This is a genomic window from Neobacillus drentensis (assembly GCF_036965245.1).
GTDB lineage: Bacteria > Bacillota > Bacilli > Bacillales > Cytobacillaceae > Neobacillus > Neobacillus drentensis_G.
This window is the reverse complement of the sequence record NZ_JBALPG010000080.1, coordinates 1-24,099: the sequence shown is the minus strand read 5'-3', so window position 1 is coordinate 24,099 and position 24,099 is coordinate 1. Positions and strand designations below refer to the sequence as shown.

19 protein-coding genes and 2 pseudogenes are annotated in these 24,099 nt (G+C 38.0%); 3 read left to right on the top strand and 18 right to left on the bottom strand.

What is annotated here, in order from left to right; translation table 11 throughout:
* Positions 1–12: 12 nt before the first annotated feature.
* Both V7150_RS16980 and V7150_RS16975 read right to left on the bottom strand, forming a co-directional pair.
* The gene (locus tag V7150_RS16980; RefSeq protein WP_335520768.1) at positions 13–180 is read right to left on the bottom strand and encodes a DUF6903 family protein; all 168 of its coding nucleotides are present in this window, start codon (positions 178–180) and stop codon (positions 13–15) included.
* A pseudogene (locus tag V7150_RS16975) lies at positions 170–325 on the bottom strand (1,3-beta-galactosyl-N-acetylhexosamine phosphorylase C-terminal domain-containing protein); the annotation flags it as partial. The pseudogene V7150_RS16975 and the gene V7150_RS16980, both read right to left, overlap by 11 nt.
* A 155-nt stretch (positions 326–480) precedes the next feature.
* Here V7150_RS16975 and V7150_RS16970 point away from each other — a divergent pair.
* Positions 481–1,347 carry an AraC family transcriptional regulator gene (locus V7150_RS16970; RefSeq protein WP_335520766.1) on the top strand — a complete coding sequence of 289 codons (867 nt, stop codon included), beginning with the start codon at positions 481–483 and terminating at the stop codon, positions 1,345–1,347.
* A gap of 129 nt (positions 1,348–1,476) precedes the next feature.
* On the opposite strand, the gene V7150_RS16965 is transcribed toward V7150_RS16970, so the two are convergent.
* The 13 genes from V7150_RS16965 to V7150_RS16905 all read right to left on the bottom strand — a co-directional run bounded on the left by V7150_RS16965 (position 1,477) and on the right by V7150_RS16905 (position 16,584).
* The gene (locus tag V7150_RS16965; RefSeq protein WP_335520764.1) at positions 1,477–2,688 is read right to left on the bottom strand and encodes a Ger(x)C family spore germination protein; all 1,212 of its coding nucleotides are present in this window, start codon (positions 2,686–2,688) and stop codon (positions 1,477–1,479) included.
* Positions 2,672–3,775 (bottom strand): spore germination protein, encoded by a 1,104-nt coding sequence (locus tag V7150_RS16960; protein ID WP_335520772.1) that lies wholly within the window; start codon positions 3,773–3,775, stop codon positions 2,672–2,674. Before V7150_RS16960 ends, V7150_RS16965 begins: the two co-directional genes overlap by 17 nt.
* Before the next feature lie 27 nt (positions 3,776–3,802).
* On the bottom strand, positions 3,803–5,383 hold the full coding sequence (locus V7150_RS16955; RefSeq protein ID WP_420490305.1) for a spore germination protein: 1,581 nt from the start codon (positions 5,381–5,383) through the stop codon (positions 3,803–3,805).
* Positions 5,384–6,211: 828 nt separating this feature from the next.
* Complete coding sequence (locus V7150_RS16950) at positions 6,212–7,894, bottom strand: ABC1 kinase family protein (RefSeq protein WP_335520761.1); 1,683 nt, start codon at positions 7,892–7,894, stop codon at positions 6,212–6,214.
* 102 nt (positions 7,895–7,996) lie between these two features.
* Entirely contained in the window at positions 7,997–8,167 is a 171-nt protein-coding gene (locus V7150_RS16945; protein WP_335520760.1) for a hypothetical protein, read from the bottom strand.
* Positions 8,164–9,171, bottom strand: coding sequence for a nucleotide-binding protein (locus tag V7150_RS16940; protein ID WP_335520758.1), 1,008 nt, complete (start codon positions 9,169–9,171; stop codon positions 8,164–8,166). Before V7150_RS16940 ends, V7150_RS16945 begins: the two co-directional genes overlap by 4 nt.
* Before the next feature lie 89 nt (positions 9,172–9,260).
* Positions 9,261–9,671 (bottom strand): hypothetical protein, encoded by a 411-nt coding sequence (locus V7150_RS16935; protein ID WP_335520756.1) that lies wholly within the window; start codon positions 9,669–9,671, stop codon positions 9,261–9,263.
* Positions 9,672–10,114: 443 nt separating this feature from the next.
* Positions 10,115–10,969 (bottom strand): tagatose bisphosphate family class II aldolase, encoded by an 855-nt coding sequence (locus V7150_RS16930; RefSeq protein WP_335520754.1) that lies wholly within the window; start codon positions 10,967–10,969, stop codon positions 10,115–10,117.
* Positions 10,970–10,990: 21 nt separating this feature from the next.
* A complete protein-coding gene (locus V7150_RS16925) occupies positions 10,991–11,920 on the bottom strand; it encodes a sugar kinase (protein ID WP_335520753.1) in 930 nt (309 codons plus the stop codon).
* Positions 11,921–11,932: 12 nt separating this feature from the next.
* Positions 11,933–12,898 (bottom strand): ABC transporter permease, encoded by a 966-nt coding sequence (locus V7150_RS16920; RefSeq protein ID WP_335520751.1) that lies wholly within the window; start codon positions 12,896–12,898, stop codon positions 11,933–11,935.
* A gap of 23 nt (positions 12,899–12,921) precedes the next feature.
* On the bottom strand, positions 12,922–14,439 hold the full coding sequence (locus V7150_RS16915) for a sugar ABC transporter ATP-binding protein (RefSeq protein ID WP_335520749.1): 1,518 nt from the start codon (positions 14,437–14,439) through the stop codon (positions 12,922–12,924).
* A 61-nt stretch (positions 14,440–14,500) separates the two neighbouring features.
* A complete protein-coding gene (locus V7150_RS16910; RefSeq protein WP_335520770.1) occupies positions 14,501–15,457 on the bottom strand; it encodes a substrate-binding domain-containing protein in 957 nt (318 codons plus the stop codon).
* Between the two features lie 116 nt (positions 15,458–15,573).
* Complete coding sequence (locus V7150_RS16905) at positions 15,574–16,584, bottom strand: LacI family DNA-binding transcriptional regulator (protein WP_335520748.1); 1,011 nt, start codon at positions 16,582–16,584, stop codon at positions 15,574–15,576.
* An 838-nt stretch (positions 16,585–17,422) separates the two neighbouring features.
* Between V7150_RS16905 and V7150_RS16900 the strand changes: the two genes are divergently transcribed.
* Positions 17,423–20,755, top strand: coding sequence for a beta-N-acetylglucosaminidase domain-containing protein (locus V7150_RS16900; protein ID WP_335520747.1), 3,333 nt, complete (start codon positions 17,423–17,425; stop codon positions 20,753–20,755).
* A 208-nt stretch (positions 20,756–20,963) separates the two neighbouring features.
* Here the strand turns inward: V7150_RS16900 and V7150_RS16895 are convergent, their stop codons facing one another.
* From V7150_RS16895 to V7150_RS16885, 3 genes and pseudogenes are all read right to left on the bottom strand, one after another.
* Complete coding sequence (locus V7150_RS16895; RefSeq protein WP_335520744.1) at positions 20,964–21,725, bottom strand: N-acetyltransferase; 762 nt, start codon at positions 21,723–21,725, stop codon at positions 20,964–20,966.
* A gap of 69 nt (positions 21,726–21,794) precedes the next feature.
* Entirely contained in the window at positions 21,795–22,487 is a 693-nt protein-coding gene (locus V7150_RS16890) for an HAD family hydrolase (protein WP_335520742.1), read from the bottom strand.
* 163 nt (positions 22,488–22,650) lie between these two features.
* Positions 22,651–22,818: pseudogene (locus V7150_RS16885) on the bottom strand (flavodoxin family protein); the annotation flags it as partial.
* 441 nt (positions 22,819–23,259) lie between these two features.
* Here V7150_RS16885 and V7150_RS16875 point away from each other — a divergent pair.
* The gene (locus V7150_RS16875) at positions 23,260–23,964 is read left to right on the top strand and encodes an HAD family hydrolase (protein ID WP_335520740.1); all 705 of its coding nucleotides are present in this window, start codon (positions 23,260–23,262) and stop codon (positions 23,962–23,964) included.
* Positions 23,965–24,099 lie beyond the last annotated feature (135 nt).

Here is a 24,099-nt window from a genome sequence, read left to right as displayed (position 1 = left end):
CCCCTTACTTTATTAAATGTATTTCCGATTGTAATCATAAAGCAATCCTAAAAGACCGGCTAATCCAATTAACATGATGCCCAGTTCGAGTTTACCGGCTGTCTTTTGGCCGATAATAATCAAAGCGAGACAATTGATAAACACAACAATTTTAATCACGACTAAAACATTAGCCTTCATTTGAAAAATCCTCCCAACGGATTTCACTAGGCTCCAACGTCACGGCTTTACTGTTGCCTTCTCCGTCATAGACAACCGTTGTTTGCTCCTTCATCGAATTGGTGACAATCGCCATTTTTCGAATCGATGGGTAGGCCCCCACCTCTTTCTTTTCACTTTATAGCTAAAGTATACGAGAGAGTAGAAACGCTTTCACAATAAACATCTTGTCCAGTTTTTTAGATATCTTGTTTTCATTGTAATAATTCACTAAAAATCCTATAATTCAGGTAATAGATTGCTAATGAAGGAGGGAATCATTTGTCAAATGAGATTTATGAAGTTCCGCAATCGCAACGAGGCCATCTTCCAGTAAAACTTCTCTATGTAACAAAATCAAAATATGATAAAGATTGGCATAGTACCAATCATACCCATCACTTCACAGAACTATTGTATATTACCAAGGGCAAAGGGACGTTTTTCTTTTCCAATGAAGAAGTTCCTGTCAAAGAGCATGATGTAATTGTCATCAATCCGAATATTGAACACACGGAAAAGTCCGGTGCCGATCAACCGCTTGAATACATTGCACTGGGGATCCAAGGGCTCGCCTTTTCATCACCGGATGATCCGGGTTTACAGGTCACTTTTTTAAATTATAAACAGGATCAAAAGATCTATCTCTTTTACCTCGAGCAATTGATGGAGGAAGTGGAAAACCAAAAGGAAGACTTTGAGTTGATTATACAAAATATATTAGAAATTTTGTTGCTTAAAATGATGAGAAAAAAAGCTTTCAACCTGGAGAAAACCTCTACTAAAAAGATCAGTAAAGATGTGGCTTTTATCAAAAATTACATTAAGCAGCATTTTCGCGAAGAGATCAATTTGGATACATTGGCAGAGGCTGGTCATATCAATAAATACTATCTTGCTCATTCCTTTAAGAAATCCGTCGGTGTTTCACCAATCGAATACTTAATTCAAACCCGCATAAGGGAAAGTAAAATTTTGTTGGAGACCACCAACTACCCTATTTCAGATATATCAACTATTACCGGCTTTTCTTCCCAATCATTCTTTGCACAATCCTTTAAACGAGTAACGAATCTATCTCCTTCACAATATCGAAATGCCAAGAACACGAAGAAAAATAAAACCGGAAAATCAAAAAGCAAAAAATGAAAAATACGATTACCTAACTAGAGGTATCCAATTGGCGGTTGGCACTTTGCAATTAGCGGATACCCCTTCCCATTGGCGGAAGGGGTCTGACCCCGACTTCGTGGCTTTGTAATAAACTCATAAGGGGACTTACTTGTTTAAGACTGATGTCCCATAATCTGTGATGGTTAATTTTACGTTGTATTTGATCGGGATCTTACTAAAGGTTTGATCCCAATCTTTTTTGACATTTTCCCATACTTTAGGATACTCAATTCTCAATCGGTCTCCAAACCCTAATACGTCTGCTTGGTATTCCTTTTGTGTTTTGTCTAATACATTCTTCACCAAGCGCTCAACTTCTTTTTTACTCACTTTTTCTGCTCTTTTCAGAAATTCATTTTCAGAAACTTTCCGCGAAACTACCCAATTTTCAGCAATTCTTCCTTCAGAACTGATATTTACCTCAAAAGAGATGTTGTTCCCAACAACATGTGGCCGAATTTTACTCTTCATTGACTCTATCTCGTAGATAATTAGCTGTCCTGTCTTTTCATCCAAGCTTTTCACTAGACCGCCTTTACCCTTTCCAGTTACCCATGTTATGCCTTCTAAATCCTTCTCATTTAAAAAACCACGTAGTTTTTTTGCCCTTCCATCAATCAAGGAAGCTCCTTCAAATTTTACTTCTCCATTCTTCGTGCTCACATTTTGCAAAAGAAAACTGGATTCTGAATGTAATTTCCCACTTAATTTACCAAGTGATATAGGAGGCAAAATCTTTGTGGTTCTTTCTTGACCTTTTGAAATTTGAATGAGATGGAGTGCTGGAATAACAGCTGGTTCTTTCGACTCGAGTGTTTTACTCGCACGGTTTTTAGCGATTAAAATGATACTGCTTGGCCTGACCTCCTGTCCCCTTAGAAAAAAATCTAAAATTTGGTTTAAATTCACCGTACGTGCAAGATCCTCTCCAATGACAATCACTTTTAAATGCTGAGCAAAGAGGTGTTTGTCGCTTCTCAATACCATATTACGTAAAACAGGAAGGATGGCATCACCTGATTCAGAAACGTTATTGTAAGCTTTTTGCTGTGACTTCCCTTCTTTTTTTCCCGCACCAGTTGTCTCGGAGGTGATAAGTTGATTGGTAATCGTCATCAAAGCTTTGTCAGGATATCTGTTTTCATTCCTCTCTAACGCTTCCTCAAGACTCTTATCTTTCTCTAAATCCAATGCAATACCTACAACTAACCCTAATTCTTCAATTTCTCTTTGACTCCAGCAGCCTGTAAGAGTCAGGAGTAAAAGAAATGACAGGAAACGAAAGAGGAGCCGAACATTTTTATGTCTCTGTTTCATGTTTTCCCTCCTTTAATTTCGAGACAATTAGAAGAAGCAGTGGCATTACACCAAATAAGAGCAACGCGGCATTACCAATCATATCCCCAAATTTAAATAGGTCATTGATACTTTTTGGAGTCATGGCAATGATGTAAATAATCGGTATCAATCCATACATAAATGGGTGAATGTTCTTTTTGAATAGTTGAGCCAGCCCCAATGCAGCTGCATAGTAGGTGATGGTAAAGGTTGCAAATATTTGCATAATCCATATCACAAGCATGAAAGACTCAAACCGTTCAAAGAATAAACCAGGAATTTCAAAACTTCGTATAAGGGAAATTGTCGGCCATGTTCTCGTGACCACTCCATCGACGGATAATGCTCCGATGACCATCACAACGGTAATGACGTAAAAGATCATGGGGATAGAAACTCCAACTAGAATAACTTTTACTGCTTTGTCTGGCTGTTGCATAAACGCTACAAGGAGCAACATAATTTCAGGACCTAAAAACATGAGGCCGGTTGTCTTTAACCCTGCTAATATTGGCTTGATTCCCAATCCTAATACCGGACGGAGATTATCTAACTCAAATATTCCTGAGCTCATAAAGGCCACCAGTAAAAAAACGACGACCGAAATAGGGAATATCAATGAAAACAGACGGGCCATCGGGTTTATGCCGCCCATAATCAGATAAAGTCCAATCCACATAAAGGGCATGATGATTGCCCAGGCGGGGGTGTCTTCCAGTAAAAAAAAACCTGTTACTTCTGACAGCGTTCTAACTTCAAATGCGGAAAGTGTAAAAAAGTAACCTACAATCAGTAGACAAAGTAATCCGCCCACCCATTTTCCCAAAAGTTCCTGGCTGTATTGGTAAAAGGTTTTTTTAGGATACTGTTGGCTTAATTTGACTATGATGATCCCTGCCATAATCGCAATCAGTCCGCCTAGAATAACGGTTATCCAAACATCTGGTGTTTTGACCTTCTCAACAGATGTTCGGGGCAGAGTGAGGATACCAGCTGCAAGAATATAATTGACGAGGACAACAGCTGCTTGCGATGTGGTAATTCGGTCTTTTAGATTGACTATCATCGCTCGTTCATTTCCTTTCATATTGAGCTATCCTTTGCGGATGGAATCTTTCGTTTGCATTATCTTCGGGCGGCGTTTCATCATCATGAGCGGCATTCGAATCATAAAGTCTTTCCAGTCACTTACTCGATACGGTGCGGCTGGGCTGATAAAAGGTACTCCAAAACTCTTCAGCTTCACCAAATGACTGCTAAGCAAGAGGAAAAATAGAATGATCCCATACAATCCCAACATGGCAGCGCAGAACATAGCTGCAAAGCGAAGGATTCGTAACGTAATCCCTACACTATACTGCGGGATGGCAAAGGAGGAAATGGCGGTTAACGACACGATAATCACCATAACAGGACTGATAATCCCAGCTTGAACAGCAGCTTCACCAATGATTAGTCCACCGACTATCCCCATTGCGGGGCCAATCGGCTTGGGTAAACGCAGTCCGGCTTCCCGTAAAATTTCAATGGATATTTCCATAAGCAGTGCTTCAATAAGTGCAGGAAAAGGAACACCTTCCCTTGCTCCTATTATGGACAGGGCCAATTTGGTTGGGATCATTCCTGGATGAAACGAGATAAAGGCAATATACAAGGAAGGTGCAAAAAGAGATATAAAAACGGTTAAATAACGCAATAGGCGGATAAGTGAACCAGGCAGCCAACGCTCATAATAGTCTTCAGGTGATTGCAGCAGCATGCTAAATGTAACCGGAACGATCAATGCGAAAGGTGTCCCATCTAATAAGATCGCCACCCTGCCTTCCATTAAGGCACCGATAACGCGGTCGGGGCGCTCCGTATTTTGTACTTGTGGAAAAGGACTAAGGTAATTGTCTTCGATCAATTGTTCTACATATCCTGATTCTGGTAAATCATCAATATTAATTTTCTTAATTCTATTTTTGACCTCTTCCACCAATTCTGGGCCAGCAATCTCATTCATATAGGCGATGACTAGTTTTTTTTTGGCACGCAGTCCTACTTGAAATTGGATGATGGATAAGCTGCGATTATCACCATGCTGTCGCAAAAGGGCAGTATTATCGCTTAGGGTTTCTGTGAAGCCTACCCGTGGACCTCTAACCAATGCTTCCGAAACTGGTTCTTCAATATTACGTGATTTCCCTTTGGTTGTTCCGAGAATTAGCACTTCAGACACTCCAGTAACTAACAATGCCGTCGAACCTGTCAATACTTTGGAAATCAAATCATATAAGTCATGTACCTCTGATAATTCACTAATAGAAAGGACTTGATTTTTAATAAACTCTTTTAATACTGTCTGATTCAAAATAGATGGATCCTGTTTATATTCTTCGGAAAAATTTATCATCATTGATTTCATTATGTGTTTATCGATGAGTTCTTTATCTGACAATCCATCAACAAAAATGATTGCCGCACGAATATCCTTGCTCCCGATATGAAACTCCCTAAAATGAACATCTGAGTTGTGACCGATTTCTTGTCTGACACGTTCCAGATCTACCATGAACTCACCCGTGAAATGACCCATTGAATCTTGAGGAGGCATAAATCTCTGAGCTTTCTCACTTTGATTGCTGTGCATTTTGAGTTGTCTGATCTTTATTTTCTTTCGTCTCATTTTCATCAATACTCCTTTGTTGGGAGATCCACTCAAAAAACCTCGAGATCACATAAGGAATGGAAAATGCAATAAAAGCTTGCAAAAAAACTTTCCAGTCTGGAAGATAGAAAACCACCATTTTCCACATTTTTACTCATCCTTTAAATGCTATAACAGTAGTGAAAACTACCATAAAATATTGTTATTTGAAAAAGTAATATATTGGATAGTATTATAAGTATTCTTGTTTTTTATGTGTGAACTAAAACCAATCTGCATTTTTGGAGGAGAAATAGAATCAAGTCGTGCTATATCTAACTGATAGGTGTTTACTTTTGGGGAACTACCGGGGGAGTTTTTTCAGTGTAGTATGAATTAAGATGGGGTGTTGCTCAAATGTTTATAGTCATAATTAAATTGGTGGCAGTCTCCTGTCTTGATAGACTTTTAGCCAAGCTGTTGAAAAAATGCGAATCGGGAATTCAATTAGAAGAATAAATAATTTTTTCAAAATACAACTTCTCCATAACCCTTCATTCTTTGACTAAATTCCCGTTATCTCAACACTTAAGAGAGCTGCTAGAGAGAAACGAAAAAGCCTTGGTTTCTCCTTCTGCTTAAGCTCTTTCCTCATAACAAAAAGAAGAACACAAATAACGAAGATAATCCCCATCGTCAAGAAGTGCTCTACTGAAAAAAGGCGAAATGAATTAAGTTTTAAATGAAATTGAAAGTATGCTTGCATCTTAATGACCCCATAAACTGAGCCGATTTTTTAAAGACTTCTTAGTTTTGGGGAAATGCATCCAAATTTATACCTATCTGTATGTTCAACAAAGTTTTTCTGGTTCGTTAAAACCTTCCAGATTTAAAAATAGAATAGAGGAGCCAAAGGAACATAACCGTAGCAATGGCAAAACCAATTTCGATAGTCGGTATTTTTGTCAGCAGGGTAGATGTTTGTCCCGAAAATGAGGCAGCAATGATAACCCCTGCCATAATGATACTAAAGGACAGCAGCACAATGCTGAAAGATAGCCGGTTAGTAATTCGATTGACTTTCTTTAAAAATAAATCCATCTCTGGTGCCGTAATTTCTATTTTCATCTTTCCTTTTTTCATAATGGAAGTAATGTCTCTTAACGTCCTGGGCAGTTCATTAAAGATTTCTCCATATTGAGAAAACTGCTGCCGGATTTTTTCCGCAACATTTTTAGGATGAAAGCGCTCTTTAACCAATTTTTCTCCAAACGGTTCTGCAATTTTAATAATACTCAACTCTGGATCAAGCTTTTCAACGACACCTTCTATCGTCAGCAACGTCTTTCCTAACAAAGTTAAATCTGTAGGCATCTTTATCCTGTGCCGGTAGGCTACTGAAAACAAATCATTAACCGCCTTGGCAAGGCTTATTTCACTAAAAGGAACATTAAGATATTTTTCCTGGAGCTGGTCGACATCGGCCCTTAGTTTTTCGGCATTAACATCCTCTGGTACCAGACCCATGTTTGTAATCGCCCTGACCACTTCATCGGTATTTTGGGTCATCATCGCAATCACAAAAGAGGCAACATGTTGTTTCATTAACGGAGTCAGCCGACCTACAATCCCAAAATCCATAAAAGCAATAATATTACCTGGTAATACTGAAATGTTGCCAGGATGAGGGTCGCCGTGAAAAAAACCGTCTATCAAAATTTGTTGAAAAATTGCGTTTACAACTCTTTCTGCGACGATTTTACTATCATATGCCTCTTGATGCAGGTTTTTTGCCACGTTTAAATTTATACCTTCAATATATTCCATGGTCAACACTTTTGACGTCGTGTATTCCCAATATATCTTTGGAATTAAAACATGAGGATTATCATGAAACTGTTTCACAAACTTTTCAGCATTTCGACCTTCATTTTCATAATCCAATTCCTGTCGGATAGATTGAGCTAATTCATCGACAATATCACAAATTTGATATCTTTCCGCCCAGCCTAAACGTGCTTCTGCAAGCCTGGCCAAGTCTTGCATAATTTCTAAATCCGTTTCGATCACGGTCCGGATATTGGGACGTTGGATCTTAACGGCAACTCGTTCTCCTGTTTTCAAAACGGCATAATGAACTTGTCCAATGGATGCTGCAGCTAACGGCTGCTCGGTAAATGAGTCAAATAAGTTTTCCATCGGTTCCGCAAATTCCTTTTCAATTATCCGTTTCACATCTTCAAACGGAAATAGTTGAACCTGATCCTGAAGCTTTTCCAGTTCCTGAATAATTTCTGCAGGAATAACGTCTGGTCTCGTACTGGAAATCTGCCCCATTTTAACAAAGGTCGGGCCAAGTTCCTCTAAAAACATCCTTATTCTCTCACCTGTTGTTTTACTATGGAGTTTTTTATTGCCTTCAGCAAATGCCTTTTTTGGTACAGATAACAATTCAGTAAGTCCCAATTGATCCATGATAAAACCGAAGCCATATCGAGTAAAGGCATACACAATATCCCGGTAGCGTTGAATATGGCGGATTCTTTTCTTAATCATATTCTTCACTCCAATTAGAAATATTTTTTATTAAGTTAATTCACTATGTATAATATTGGGTAAAAAAATTGGGACGAGGTTCCTGTCCCCTCGTCCCTTTGTTTAAGCCCGCTTCTTAAACGGGTCTTCTCTATAATCTGCTTTTCGCTTATAAATAACTATTCCTGATTCTTCTTTTCCATGATTGGAGGGAATAACAGCTTTTACACCCTTGACAGTTTCTCCAAGCTTATACGATTTTTTGTCTGCTTTTGATTTCACTGTTTTTTTCATGACGTTGCACCTCCAAAGACATTATTTATGGTGCTTAAAAGGTTGTAATTATCGAGAAATATATCGTCAATCTCTTCTTGACTTAATGCCCTTCTTCCCGTTATTGCAACCGTCAAAACCAATTGCTTTCCTATAGGATAACATAGCACATAAGTATTATCAAAGGCTGTATTATTTTTTAGAAAAACGAGCTCGTTACTCTGTAAAAAACAATCAATCACGATGATTCTATCTGTTTCTCGCCTATTTTCATTAACATCAAATGGGTAAAATTCCCCCTGACCATCATTTCCAGCTATTTGTTTCAGACCATCATTGCCTTCCGCTTGCCAGACTCCTATTCCTTCCACGTAATAAGAATATGGAGCTTGATAAGCGTTTCGAACAGCTTCTTGTAGGTATTCAAACTTTTTGGATGGGTCTGCCAAGAGTCGTTTTGATAAGGTTCGGAGTATGCGAATTAAGGCATAGTCTTTATCCATGTTTGCTTGAGCTTCCGCTAAGAGCTTTCCTGGATCCTGAAAGACGCCCAACTCTGCAATTTTTCTTTTTATAGCCCTGCAAGCTACATTAACAGCAGCACCATGATTATGGTCACCACGAGTTTCGTACCTTAATACAGTAAGACCGTCCAGATCTGAAGGCAAACGAAAACCTTGTACATTCTCACTATCAGGTGTTGCACTAGGAATGATATAAAATACTCGTCCTCTTCTTAACCTTCCCCAGAATAAACCCATTTCAAACAACGTATTGTCCCTAGTTGTAAATGTAATGGTACCTCGAATATTTACAACGTCATCCGGTGAAAATACAAATACAGCAAAATCATTTTCATCTAATTGTCGTTCAAGACTTTCCATATTATATTCGAGTGGGTGAAATGCACCTGCTGTCCAAGGAGTAACCTCAGCAACATGAGTAAGTGCTTCGTGAATTGCATCAACATATTCAGCGGATTCTCTTGCAGATCCTATAAATAATTTTGGTTTGATACGGGTCATAATACCTCCAAAAAAGTGTTAATAGCAATGTATTTTATATTATTATATCAGAATTTTCCCTCTTTTTGTTATATTTACCATGGAAATTATTACATACAATTAAACATCATGGTAATAATAATTACAACAATGATTGGAAGATAAAATAGTCTTAATGTATTCGAAAAGCAAATACATATCCATAAGCTTACTTCGGACTCAAAGGGTTTCACATTCATTGAAAAATCAATAAACTCTCCATCCGCTTTTTTTCTAACATTATCATAAAGTTTTCTGAACAACTTTTCCTGCCAAAGAAAATAACCATCTAAAAGCCAAAAGAAAATAGTAGGTATTAATGCAATTGAAATTAATTTATAGTCCATATCTTGGGTGTTCGCAAAAGCAAAAAGTCCAGCAACAAGAGTTACTGCCCAGCCCTTCAATAAAAAGGAATTTTGTCCCATTCGATTTATTACTCCCTGAATAAATTCAAGGTGTTTTAACTTATTTTCATTCATAATATACCCCCAAATGCTATTTATTATAATATTCAAGCGAAGTCAAAGAATTCCTGTTTTATATTAAGTGTGGCTGAATAATTTTATGTAACTAGCGATGTTCTTTTGTTACACATTTGGTGGAAGAGAGGACGGAGAGGGATTCTAGATGCACTCTGCGGTAGTTATTCTCGAAAACGTCAACATAGAGAGGTCTATTCGACTTAATGCCTCCAAATCAGCAAAAACGCCTAAGTAGAGTGCTTCTACTTTAAAAAATTTCTTAACCATTCGCAGAGAAGTTTTCTTGTTTTCAGCAAAATATAGGTCCCGACACGGAATGATTGGAAATGCAAAACATCCCGCCCCTGTAATAGAGGGCAGGATTTCTGCATAATAAACGATCTACTATTAGAAAGTCAGACCATCACCAAATTGGGAATCAGAGCGGCTTCCAGTACAAATCATGCTTTTCCATCACTTCCGCACATTAGGATTTTCTGAATCGCCACTTTTTTCATGGCTTCTTTTCCCGGGGTCAAGTATTTACGAGGATCATTGGCATCAAGATTTTCCGTTAGGTATTTTCTCACTGCTTTAGCAAATGGAATTTTTAGTTCAGTTGCAATATTCACTTTTGAAATTCCAAGGTCAATTGTCCGTTTTACATCCGCCTCTGGAATTCCTGAACCACCATGTAGGACAAGTGGTACGTCCAGTTTTTCATTGATGATGGCAAGACGATCAAAGTCTAGTTTTGGATCAGATTTATAAAGGCCATGTGCCGTACCAATAGCGACAGCGAAGCTATCAATTCCTGTCCGGTCCACATACTCAACTGCGCTATCAGGGTCCGTTAGAAAACTATCTTTTTCATCGACGACTAAGTCATCCTCGATTCCTCCTAATCTACCAAGTTCTGCCTCGACTGACACCCCGTATTTTGCTGCATAATCTACCACTTCACGGACGATTTTGATGTTATTTTCAAAAGGATGATGGGAAGCATCAATCATGACACTTTTGTACCCCATTTCAATCAACCTTTTTATGTAGTCAACATCTTCTGCATGATCAAGATGAATGCTAATTGGAACCCCGTATCTTTTTGCAGCTACATTGGCAATAGCAAGCAAATAATCTGTTCCAGCATATGTCAATGTACTCGGAGTAGCTGCAATCATTACCGGCGACCCACATTCAGCTGCGGCCTCTGCAATGACTTGAACCGTTTCAAGGTTATGAATATTAAAAGCCGGAACTGCATAACCTCCTAATTTTGCTTTATCTAACATATTTTTCGCTGATACTACACTCACTTGATCTCCTCCTTGTTGTTTCTATTTTGTAAAACCCTTTATTTCCTCCAGATGGGTATTGCCTTCCATTGGTCCTTTCTTCGTAACAGCAAGTGCTCCAGCCGTATTAGCGTACATAACTGACTGACGAAATCCAATTCCTTGGTTCATACAGGAAATAAATGTTCCTGCAAAACAATCACCAGCACCCGTTGGGTCGACTTCCACAACTTTAAGAGATTCGACGGTGAAAGATGCTTCCTTGCAGTATGCACGGCATCCTTTACTTCCGTTTTTGACAATGACATATTGGACTCCTTTTTCAAGGAGATATGCAACCGCCTTTTCCTCATCGTTTGTACCGAGAAGAAGTTCAAGCTCGTCCCCACCAGGTAGAAATATGTCACAATGATCGAGAACATATTCTAAAAATTCTTTCATAATAGGGTCTTGAAGGAGTTCCTTCCGCATATTTGGATCGAATGAAACTTTCGTCCCCGATTCTTTACAACAATCAATTGCCTTTTTCACTGCCTGGCGGAGCCCTTCAGAAAAAAGTGAGGTTCCCATCACGTGAAAATAGTTACAATCCACAAAGTCTTCCTTTTTAATGTCATCCGGACCAATAAGACCTGAGGCGGAATCTTGAATATGAAAGATGAAGTCACGGTCCCCATCTTCCTTGTAGGTAACAAACGCAACACCGGTAGACTTTAGCGGAGTTTTTTGAATAAATGAGACGTCCACGCCGTCCTGTTCCAGTTTACGATAATTCAATTCTCCAAATGCATCGTTTCCAATTTTGGCAATAATACCAGCCGTGCTTCCTGTTTTCGCTGCCTGGTCAATGAAAATTGCAGGGGCGCCACTAGCAAACGGTCCTACGAATTCACCCGTTTCATTAAACCTTTGTCCCACTTCCTTCGCCATGACTTCCACGAGGATTTCTCCTATTGTTAAAATATCTGCCATTCCTCGTCCCTCCTATTTACCAAGTATCCTTCCTTTATTTCGAACATCAATGTAAACCGCTACAATGATGATAATCCCTTTGACAATCTGTTGATAAAAATAAGGAAGCCCAATTAGGTTCATTCCATTATTGATGACTCCCATAATCAAGGCACCGATAAAGGTTCCAAATACTGTACCGTATCCTCCAGAAAGACTCGTGCCACCAAGAACAGCAGCCGCAATTGCATCAAGTTCATATCCGCTAGCTGTGTTTGGCTGTGCAGAATAAAGTCTGGATGTTAGGAGAATACCTGAAATGGCAGCAGCAACTCCCGAAATGATAAAAATCTTAGTTTGAAGTGATTTCGTATTAATTCCCACATATTCTGCGGCCGTCTTATTTCCCCCGACCATTTTCGCTCTTCTCCCAAATTTTGTTTTCGATAAAAGAATGTGTGAGAATACCAACAAGACTGCAACGATAATGACTGGAACTGGAATAATATCAAATAGTTTCTTATTCCCTAATAGTATGATAAACGAATCATCGACACCAACCGGTTTCGCATCAGTAGTCGCATATCCAATTCCCCTAAAAATCCCCATGGTTGCAACTGTCACGATGAAGGTCGGAATACGAAGACGTGCAGAGATCAATCCATTTGCTAATCCGGCAAGTGCTCCAACAATAAGAGTAACCAAAATGGCTAGTGGTCCACTTAGTCCCCATGTTAGTGATAGTCCAAGGACAAGGCCAGATAAGGCAGCGATTGATCCGACTGAAAGATCTATTTCTCCAATCATCAGCACAAATGTCATCCCAAATGCCATGATAGCAATGATTGAAACTTGGGATAAAACCGTAAATATATTATTCGTATTTAAAAAGTGAGGACTTAAGAATGAAAAGAGGATGACTAGTGCCAAAAGGGCAGCAAGGACCCCTCCGTATGTCTTCAATGCTTTATTGTCCTGGAAAGCTTGTTTCCATTTCATAGTTGTGCCCCTTTCTATTTCCTCTAGGAGGTGGTATCCGTCTGTTTGGATTTGGTTTTTGTGATGTAACTCATAATTTCTTCCTGAGAAGTTTGTTTTGGATCGAGCTCTACTGTCACCTCATGGTCTTTGATAACCAATAGACGGTCGGACATGTGTAGGATTTCTGGCAGTTCTGAAGAAATCAAGATTATTCCTACTCCCTTTGAAGCAAGTTCAATCATTAGTTTGTAAATCTCAAATTTTGCCCCTACATCAATTCCCCTTGTTGGTTCATCTAAGATGAGGATTTCTGGTTCAATCTCAAACCATTTGGAGAGAACAATTTTTTGCTGATTTCCCCCACTTAATTTATTCACGGTCTGGTAAATACTTGGTGTTTTGATTTTAAGAGCGTCAACATGACGGTTGCTAATGTTCACTTCTTTGTCGTGCTTTATCAGTCTTAATTTATTCAACACTTTATCCAAATTTGCTAGTGTAATATTTTCATAGACACTGGAGGTTAAGACCAGCCCCTCATGTTTCCGATCTTCTGTAACAAAAGCGATTCGTTTTTCAATCGCCTGAAGTGGCGTGTTAACTTTTACTTTTTTTCCATGAAGGAATAAATCTCCCCGTTCCTTCTTGAGCATTCCAAAAATCCCTTGTACAATTTCAGTCCTGCCAGACCCCATAAGGCCATAAAGCCCGAGGATTTCACCAGGTCGGAGAGAAAATGAGATATTGTGATAACTACCTTTCCTGTGATAATCTCTTATTTCCAGCAAGATCTCATCACTTGTGCGTTTAAAGTTCTTTGGCGGATAAACCTCATCCATATTTCTCCCAACCATCATCGTAATAAGATCATCCGGGGAAGTATCCTTTGTTTTGACAGTTCCAATATACTTCCCATCACGGAGGACACTCACAGTATCCGTAATTTCAAAAATTTCTTCCATTCGGTGAGAAATATAAATTACCGAATTTCCCTGACTTTTCAATTTTGTAATGATGTTGAAAAGAGTTTGGGTTTCTTTTGAACTAAGTGCGGATGTCGGTTCATCCATAATAATGATTTTGGGGTTAGATGAGACAGCCTTTGCAATCTCGACCATTTGCTGATTTGAAATAGATAGGTCTCTCACTAAAGCGCTAGGTGAAATGTGAATATCCAGTTCATCGAGAAGTTCCTTTGTTTTCCGATTCATCTCGGCGTCGTTGATTAGTCCAAATTTCACAGGCTCATAGAGAGCCCAAATGTTTTCAGCAACTGTCATATTCGGACTCAGGGAAAGTTCTTGATAGATAATAGAGATCCCAAGTTCTCTAGCATGCACCACATTCCGAATGTTCACCTTTTGACCAAAGAGTTCGATATGACCACCATCAGGCACATATGAACCGGAGAGGATTTTCATGAGAGTAGATTTTCCGGCTCCGTTTTCCCCTAGGAGCGCTAATACTTTCCCTTGATCCAAGGAAATATTGACCCCATCGAGTGCCACAACTCCAGGGAATACTTTCTTGATTTCTTTCATTTCTAAGATGGTTCCCACAGATTTCACTTCCTTTTAAAAAGAGGAAATACCCTAAGAAAGCGGCACTCCTCCTAATGGATTATTCTGGAATTATTACTTTTCCGTTCTCCACTTTCACATCCACAAATCCCTTTCCATTCACATAAAGACCTGGTGTGATTGGTATTTCTTTTTTAACCTTTTCGCCTTTTACTAGTTTAACGGCATTTTTGACTGCTTCTTCTCCCATTTTATCCGGGAACTGAACAACTACGGCTTTAAAGGTATTGTCCTCGTCCACTTTTTTCTGTGCCTCTGCAAGACCATCAAATCCGATAACCACTCCGTTCACTTTACGATCCGTCATCGCTTGATCTGCTGAAATGGCCATGTCATCCCCAAAGCCAAAGATTCCTTTCATATTTGGGTGTGCCGTCAGCATGTCTTCAGATGCTTTTTTGGCTTCTTCTCTTGTGCGTCCAGGAAGTTCTTGAACAATTTTCATACCAGTGTGGTTTTTCGCGTTTTCCTTAAATCCATCGATTCTGTCACGAACAGATTGAACTTCCGGATAGGTGGTAAGTCCTACTTCCCCTTTTCCATCAAGATACTTTGCCATGGCTTCAGCCGCAATCATACCGCCAGTGTAGTTATCAGTTGCGATATGTGAATCCACTTCTACACCGTTCGCCTTGACGTCAACAGTTACAACTGGAATGCCTGCGTCTTTAGCTTTTAAAATCGCCCCTTTTACACCATCTGAGTCAACAGGAACCATTATAATTGCATCGACGCCCTTATTGATGAAATCTTCAATAGCAGAAATCTGCCGGTTTAAATCTTGATCAGCTATAGCAACATCCACCTTAACATCTTGGTTCTTTGCTTCTTTTTCTATCGCTTCCTTTATGGCTACTTGAAACGGATGTGATTGTGTAAGTAGAGAAGCCCCTATGGTAATTTTCTTACCTGTCTTCCCTCCATCTGATGTTGAGGACTCTTTTCCACCGCACGCAGCTAATACCATCATGCTTAAGATTAAAATTAAGGCTAACATTTTTTTCAATTTCATTTCCCCCTTTAACTATTTTAAGGTAATATCATGTCAACACTATTTATTCTCATTATGTACGAGTATTGCCCTCAACCATCACCTCCTTAAAATGCTTTGTTCTAGCCTAGCTTAGACAAGTTTTTTACAGATGTCCCTGAGAGAACTTTCGTCTTTAACCGGCTTACCACTGGAAAAAGAGAGTAGTCGCTTTCAATCCGTTTTAATAGAAGATGTGCGGCTTTTTCGCCAATCTCTCCCATCGGCTGCACAACAGTTGCAATGGATGGGGTCAACATCTGAAACACGTCAGAATTGTCGTATCCAAATAGAGAAATTTCCTCTCCAATTGCAATTCCATTTTCCATGAAGTATTTTATTCCAGTCATGGTAGTTTCATAGTTTGTGGCAAAAATAGCCGTAGGTCTATTTTCCATATTCAAAAGTCTTTCATAGGCCTCAATCCCGCTCCCTTTACGATATTCCGCATACTCAATAAGGGAGTCATCAATCGTAATTCCGTAATCACTAAGGGCCCTTATGTATCCATTTAGGCGTTCGCGTGCAGTATACACATTGGTTGGACCAGCGATTATGCCAATCCTTCTATGACCAAAAGCGATTAATTCCTCAATTGCTTTATAGGAACCGTTTACATTATCACATACGACAGCATCGCATTTGACACCGTCAAGGAGACGGTCGATTAAAATAAGAGGGATTCCTTCCTCCAATATCTCTTTTACATGTTCATGCTCGTCTGAAACAGGCATCATTACAATTCCGTCTACTCGCTTTTCTTTCAAGAAGCGAAGTTTCTCCTTTTCGGTCTTTAGGGAGTTTCTTGCATTACAGACGATGAGACTATAATTCTCTTGATCTAGTATTTCTTCCATCCCCTCAATGACTTGATTGGAGAAAATATCCGTAATACTTGGAACTAAAACACCAACGGTAAATGTCTTGTTTGTCTTTAGTCCTCTCGCCATTTGGTTTACTTTGTAATCTAGCTGCTCGATCGCTTCCTGGATTTTCTTCTCATTATCTTTTTTGACTTTATAACCATTAAGATACCTAGAAACCGTACCAACGGAAATCCCAGATAAACGTGATACATCCTTAATTGTGGGCACTTCATTTCACCACTATTTCCTTTTATTGAAACGTTTCAATTTTATTTTCAAAAAAATTGAAACGTTTACACTAATTATTATGATAATAGCATTTAAAATTGTCAATACATAAAATCAAATGAATTTTCGAAATTGTAACCGCCTTCGGAAGCTGTAGATAATTAGACTAGCACCTATGTCTCGCTTTATCGCTTTAAACTTTAACTGTTTGGGGGGCTGACGGCTTTTTTCATTACCTCCTTTCTATTCTTAGTAAAAAAATTTACACCATTTTAGTAAAATATCTTTATCCCTTTTCATATATTGGAAACCTCTTGTTTACCGTCTATCATCAATATTTTAAAAACCACTAATTTTATCTTCACTTTTTTGCTATGTTCTTCCTTTTTTATAAAAAATACAGTTTATAAAGAATGATAAATATTCACTTGGACTTACTTTTTTACTTACCATGTAAAAAAGAAGCAAGAGAACCGTCCCCTTGCTTCTGACTTTTCACCTACACTCCAAGCATTTTGATAGTAAAATTTTACTAAAAATCAAAAATGGTATTGACGTTGGAAATGTAAGCGGTTTACAATAACGGCATATAATTGGTTTCATGTTACTAGATCATACTAGGCATGGAAAACAGAACGAGAGCATTCTCGATTGTTTTCCATGCCTTTTTTATTTCTCTAGTACCCCCTTTTTAACCTTAAGGTCCGAATAATAAGGTCAAAAAAAATACCAATTATAGAAAAATAAAAGGAGGAAGTGTTGTCATCAGTAGGTAAAGTCTATCAACAGGGGTAAAAAGATCGCAATGTTCAAATTTTGAAGAAAGAAGGGAAGGTAAATGAAAAAAAGGTTTTGGCTCAATCTAGCTATCATTTTTACAGTGATATGTAGTTCAGCAATTGGGATTAAAGCACCTACTGCTTCTGCAAAAGAAAATTCTTCAATAGAGTATGAAATATACCCTGTACCTCATAAGATAACCTATCACGAAGGTTCAACGAAATTAGACAAAGCGATTCAAGTTATCTACGATGACACCATTGATTCCGTAACGCGAAAAAAAGTAGAAAACATTTTTAAACAAAATGGCTACCCAGCTCCAACTATTGGAACACAGGTAGTTGATGATAAAATTAATGTATTGATTGGTACGAAAGGTTCAAATGGCCCAGTGGATACCTATGCTGCAAATAACGGCACGAGCCAGAATATGGACTTTTCGAAAATTGATGCCTATCAATTAGTGATTCAAAATAATACAATGATGATTTTAGGAAAAGACACGGACGCCAGCTTTTATGGTGTCGTAACGTTAAATGCCATTTTGGCTCAGGCTCCTGACAAAGAAGTTCGAAATTTATCCATTCAAGACTATGCCAATACAAAAATCAGAGGATTTATTGAAGGCTACTACGGCATTCCATGGAGTAATGAGGATCGCATGTCGCTCATGAGATTTGGCGGTAATTTTAAAATGACATCGTATGTATTTGCACCAAAGGATGACCCTTATCACAGAGAAAAATGGGCTGAGTTATATCCACCAGAAAAATTAGCTGAAATTAAAGAAATGGCTCAAGTAGGAAATGAAAATAAAACGCGTTTTGTTTGGACCATTTCTCCATTAGCAGAAGTAGCGAAAATCGCCCAATCAGGCGGTAACCCTATGCTTAAACTTCAAGAAAATACCGATAAGATGCTGGCAAAATTCAACCAATTATACGATGTCGGGGTTAGACAATTTGGAGTTTTAGGTGATGATGTTGGCAGCCTGCCACATGATTATGTTGTCGCATTGATGAAGTCAGTTTCGGACTGGGCAAAAGCAAAAGGCGATGTTTATGATATTTTATACTGTCCAGCAAGCTATAATTCAAGCTGGGCTTGGAATCCTGCCGAGTTGAATGCCTATGAAAAGGGATTCGATAAAAGCATTCAAATTTTCTGGACAGGGTCGACTACATGTGCTCCTATCGTCCAGTCTACCATTGATACATTTAAGACCAGAAGTAATGGGGGAGTCGTAAGAAGGGATCCATTATTCTGGCTAAACTGGCCTGTGAATGATGTCGATATGTCACGTGTATTTTTAGGCAAAGGGGAAATGTTACAGCCTGGAATAAAAAATCTTGCCGGTGCTGTGACAAATCCAATGCAAGAAGCAGAAGCTTCAAAAGTAGCTCTATTTGCGATTGCAGATTATACATGGAACACTGAGGTGTTTAACGCCCAAAAAAGTTGGGAAGATAGCTTTAAATATATCGAGCCAGATGCAGCAGAAGAGCTTCATATCTTAGCTAAACATATGTCTGATGCAAATCCTAACGGTCTTACGCTTTCAGAGAGTGAAGATATCAAGAATTTGTTAGATACAATCACGTCTAAAGTAAATAACGGCACCTCGTTAAAAGATTCTGCACCCGAAGCCCTGAGCGAACTGCAAAAAATTGCCGATGCCGCAAATGGATTTTTAGCAAAAACAAAAAATGAAAAGTTAAAGAAAGAGTTAGAACCATTTGTAAAAGCATTAAGGGATATGGTTCTTGCGGATATTGAGTTTATAAAAACAGATCTTGCTATTGAAGCCGGTAATAAAGCAGATACGTGGGATCATTTTTCAAAAGCAACCGCTTTACGCCAGCAAAGCTTAGACTATGATCGACCACTTTTAAACGGAACGATGAAAACAAAACCTGCTAAAAAAAGGCTGCAGCCATTTACAAATAACTTAGAGAGTAAAATATCTCCAAAGGTAGAGAAGTTTTTAGATCTTCAGAAACCGGTAACGAAAGCAAGTATTTTTACAAATGTAGACGCTTATAAGACTTTATCAGTAACGGAAAGTAAAACAACAACATCACTAAATGATGCAGGTACAATTAAGCTGAACAAAGGTGAATATCTAGGACTAAAATTAAGCAGAGTCAAAGATGTAACCGAAATTGAAGCACCATCTGTAAAAGGCTTAACGGTGGAAACATCTTTAAACGGCATAGTGTGGGATAAAGTAAAAAATATGACGGCCCCATCTGATGCAAGATATGTAAGGCTGTTAAATAAACAAGCTAAGCCTATTGAATTTACTTTAGATAGTTTAAAAGTAACATCCTATGAGATTGAACCGAAATCAGTGAAAGAAACAAATTACACAAGTGTTGAAAATCCGCTCTCCATCTTTGATGGTGATGTAAAAACACCTGCATGGTTTAAAAATAGTCAATTAAATGGAAAGTATATTACCTATGATATGGGCCAGGAAATTACGCTGAAAAGTATAAAAGCATTTATTGCTGAAGGAGAACATGATTATCCAAGACATGCCATTCTAGAGGTTTCTTTAGATGGAAACGAGTGGACCACTGTGATGACCTTTGGCAGCCAAGATGGCCCAAATGAGGGAGAAGCAACGAATGAAGATCGAATCGATGCGATATTTGATAAACTAGAGGCTCCATATCGGACAAAAGAAGTACGAGATTTGGATCAAAAAATCAAGTATTTGAGATTTAAGGTGACGAGGACAAAAGTCGGGTCAGACAAGTGGATTAGAATGCAAGAATTGGTAATAAACGATGGTCAGTACTATCCTGAAATTAATGACCCGACGATTACTACTAATGCACAAACTAAAATTGGGTATACAAAGGATAATCTTATTGATGGCAAACTGAATACGAAGTTCAAGCCTGGAGGAACAGAAGCTGCAGAAATACTCTACCATATTGGAGAAGCAGGAACGAGAGTAACAGGGGTTACCATTCTAGAAAATCCAAATAGCTTATCCGGCAGTCAGGTATCAGTAAGAACTACAAAGGGCTGGAAAAAACTTGGAGCGATTGAATCCGGATATCAATTCTTTGATACAAAGCTAATACCAGAAATACTAGACGTAAAAATTGAATGGCCAGAAGGAAAAACCCCAACGATATACGAAATAAAAATTGACAAGAAGGAAGGAAATCTTTCAGAATTGATTGCTTTATTAGATGAAGCAAAAGCTTTAGATGAGAGCAAATTCTCTCCTGATAGCTGGAAGTTCCTTATAAAAGAAATAGCCACTGGAGAAGAAGTAATTGCAAATGAAAATGCCACTCAACATGATGTCGATCATGCCATTAAAAAGTTACAAGATGCCCTTGAAAAATTAACTGAAAAGCAAGCGGATCAATAAAGGCAAGAGAACCGTCCCCGGAAGCAAGGGGAGGGTTCTTTTGCTATAAATCAGGAACTTAGTTAGATTAAGCAGCTATATTCAAAAAGGACTTCCAATTAGTGAAGTCCTTAATTTGCTTTCTTTTTCAACAAAAGTCCGTTAGAAATAAGGCATATGTCATTATTACAATAACCCTTTTAAAATACAAAAATATGAACAAGGAGTGTCATTCTTCTGTTAATAGTTTTGTTAATAATTTGTCAAACTTATTTGAACTCAATATTTCGTGTGTAATGAATTCGCCATTATAAAATAAACCAAAAGTTGTCCATATTATCGGTAAGTTTTGTGCTTCTTCTTTAGTCGTTATCCTATAAGCATTAAAGGGGACACTTTTATTTTCTGCTACTTTTCTTAGCTCATCCAATATACCAACAGCAAAAGGACACTGAGCTGTGTAATAAATGGAAATACCTCCATCTTCGGAAAAAGCCTGTACCTGTTTTTTAAAAGATGGTACAACAGCTTGTTCATTCCACTTCAGTGCTACTAATTGAAAATATGGTTCTGCATGGTCTACTAACTCAAATCCCATATGTTCAAAGAAACGTTTTTCACTTAAATATGAGTAATTTTTCTTTCCTACTATATGTACAATCCCATCCATACCACGATTGATAGCATCTTCTTTGCAATAATTTAAAAATTGCTTTGCATACCCGTTATTTTTATATCTACCAGAAACCCACAAGCAATTGATATACATATAATTTGGTGCTTGAATTGGTACCCACGCCATTTCAGCAGGTAAATATTCAATAAATACTTTTGCACGTTCATCTAAACGATAAAATACTAATCCCTCATACATTCGTTCTGCCAACCATTTCTTCTTTTCATTTACTGCATTCTCATATTGTTTTGCACCCAATGCACAGCAAATATGTTCAGTTTCAATATTACTTTTTGTAATTTGAATAAATCCCAATTCTCCCACCTTCAATGTTGATGAACACTTTTTCACTCAAAAACTTATAATAAATGTCGAGGTACGTCTTTACCTGATTGAAGATTTACCCCCACTAAACTGAAATCCACCCGCAATTTTCTTAATTACTTCACTCATTGCCTCTTGCTTCATAGATTTGAGTTGATAATCATGATTGATAAATTCTAAATTTCTTGTCACATTATTCGGGACGATCACACATCGAATACCTGCTTGTTTTGCTGCTTGTAAACCATTTAACGAATCCTCGAAGGCGATCGCTTCTGTCGGCAGCAAGTTACAATCTCTCAATGTTTTTTTATATAACTCTGGATCTGGTTTAATCCTAGAAACATCATCCTTAGTGTTAACAACATGAAAACACTCAATAATTTCCAGTTGTTCAAGATATCTCATAACCCACTCTCTAGACGAACTGGAAGCTAAACCAATGATCAAGTTGTTCTGTTTCGCTTCATCTAGGTACTCCTTTACACCTTCTCTAAGAGTAGGCATTTTCATTTTATCTTTAAATTTGTCATAAGCTTCATTCTCTAATTGCTCACAATCTACAGACTTCCCTGTTATTTGATGAAAGTATGGATATAGGACTTCGTTGCCTGTTCCAATACATTGGGAGTAGCCTGCTAGATCCAGTTCAACTGAATGTCTTTCTAACAGCACTTCTTTAAACGCCTCATACCAAACTGACTCAGTATCTACTAGTAAACCATCAAAATCAAATATTACTCCTTTAATCAAGGTTTTGCCCTCCTCCTCATTATTAAGATAAAAAGACCTTCCCCTAACAATTGACGCTTTAATAGAACCATTGGTTTCATAATAGAGAAAAAATAAAACTGTCCAGAGATACGATAAGCCTATTTATCCTAATAAAGAAGGCAATAGAAAGTGAATCTGTATTCTATTTAGATAACTGGTCGATCGTTTGTATATTTTTTTGTAAATGACCAGCAGCCGATATTGCTAGTGCGTCTTGAAAAATATCACCGGGTTTGTTCCCTTCCCCAAGAATATAACCCGCAAAAGAAATGCCCATAAAATCAAAAATATAGTTAAATTGCTGGATCAATTAAAATCAAACTCAGAAATTACTACACTCAGCAAGACCAAGCCTGCTCCGACATATCCTTTTGATGTGAGGATTTCACCCGCGAAAGCGGACGCAAACAATAAGTGAATCACACGTTCTAACGAGATTTACTTCCTAGTCCCCTTTTTAAGTTACCTTTTTGAGGGAATTTTCCTCTTATCCGTCACTTTAAATGATTTACCCTTCTAAAATGAAAATTTACCCGTCTACTTTGCATATTTACCCGTCACTTTTCCTATTTTACCCGTCAACCCTTCCAAAAGTTCAAGGAGGAGTTTTCCGTTATTTGAAAATACCATTTATAAATGGTCCATCCTTCCATATTAGCTGAATTGTCCTCTCCTCTATCAAAATCATTGAAGTAATTTGTTTCATGTAATATAACTAGTAATATCTAATACTTTTATGGAGTCGGTGTTGATGATGAAAGCTCTTTTTTTCGACTTGGACGATACGTTATACGACCAACTGCAGCCCTTTCAAGAGGCTTATGACAGGACTTTTTCAGCTATTACGGATATTCCCATTCTAGATTTATTTAAAAAAAGCAGAGAATATAGTGATAAAGTTTTTACACTGACAGAGTCGGGAAAAATGCCATTAGAAGAGATGCATCAATATAGAATGATAAACGCTTTTCAGGATTTGGGATATACGATTACGGCTGAAGAGGCAGATGCATTTCAAAGTGCATACAAAGAACAGCAATATAAAGTTTCCCTTATTCCTGAAATGAAAAGGATCCTACATTATTTAAGTTCGAAGGGCATTCCCGCTTATGTTATTACAAATGGTCCCTCATCCCATCAGTGGTTAAAATTAGAATCACTGGAACTATTTCACTTTATACCAAAGACGAATATCTTCATCTCGAGTGAAGTTGGCTATGCTAAGCCGCAAAAGGAATTATTTGATTATGTTAACACTCAGACAAATACAACTGGTGCCATTTCCTATATGGTTGGAGATTCATTTGAGAATGATATGATCGGTGCAAAAAATGCTGGTTGGAATTCCATTTGGGTCAATACAAAAAACAAGCTAAGAACGATAGAAACCATTCATCCACATTATGAGACAAATTCCTATCAGCAGCTTGAAGACCTCATAAGATTGATTTTTTAGGATATTAAATGGATATCGTCCTATTCCAATTGCCTGGCACCACCCGAATAACCTTAGTTCATATTTTAGATTTGAATTAAAAAAATAAGAAAGGCAGAACACTTTTACTTTTAAGCGTTCTGCCTTTCTTATTTT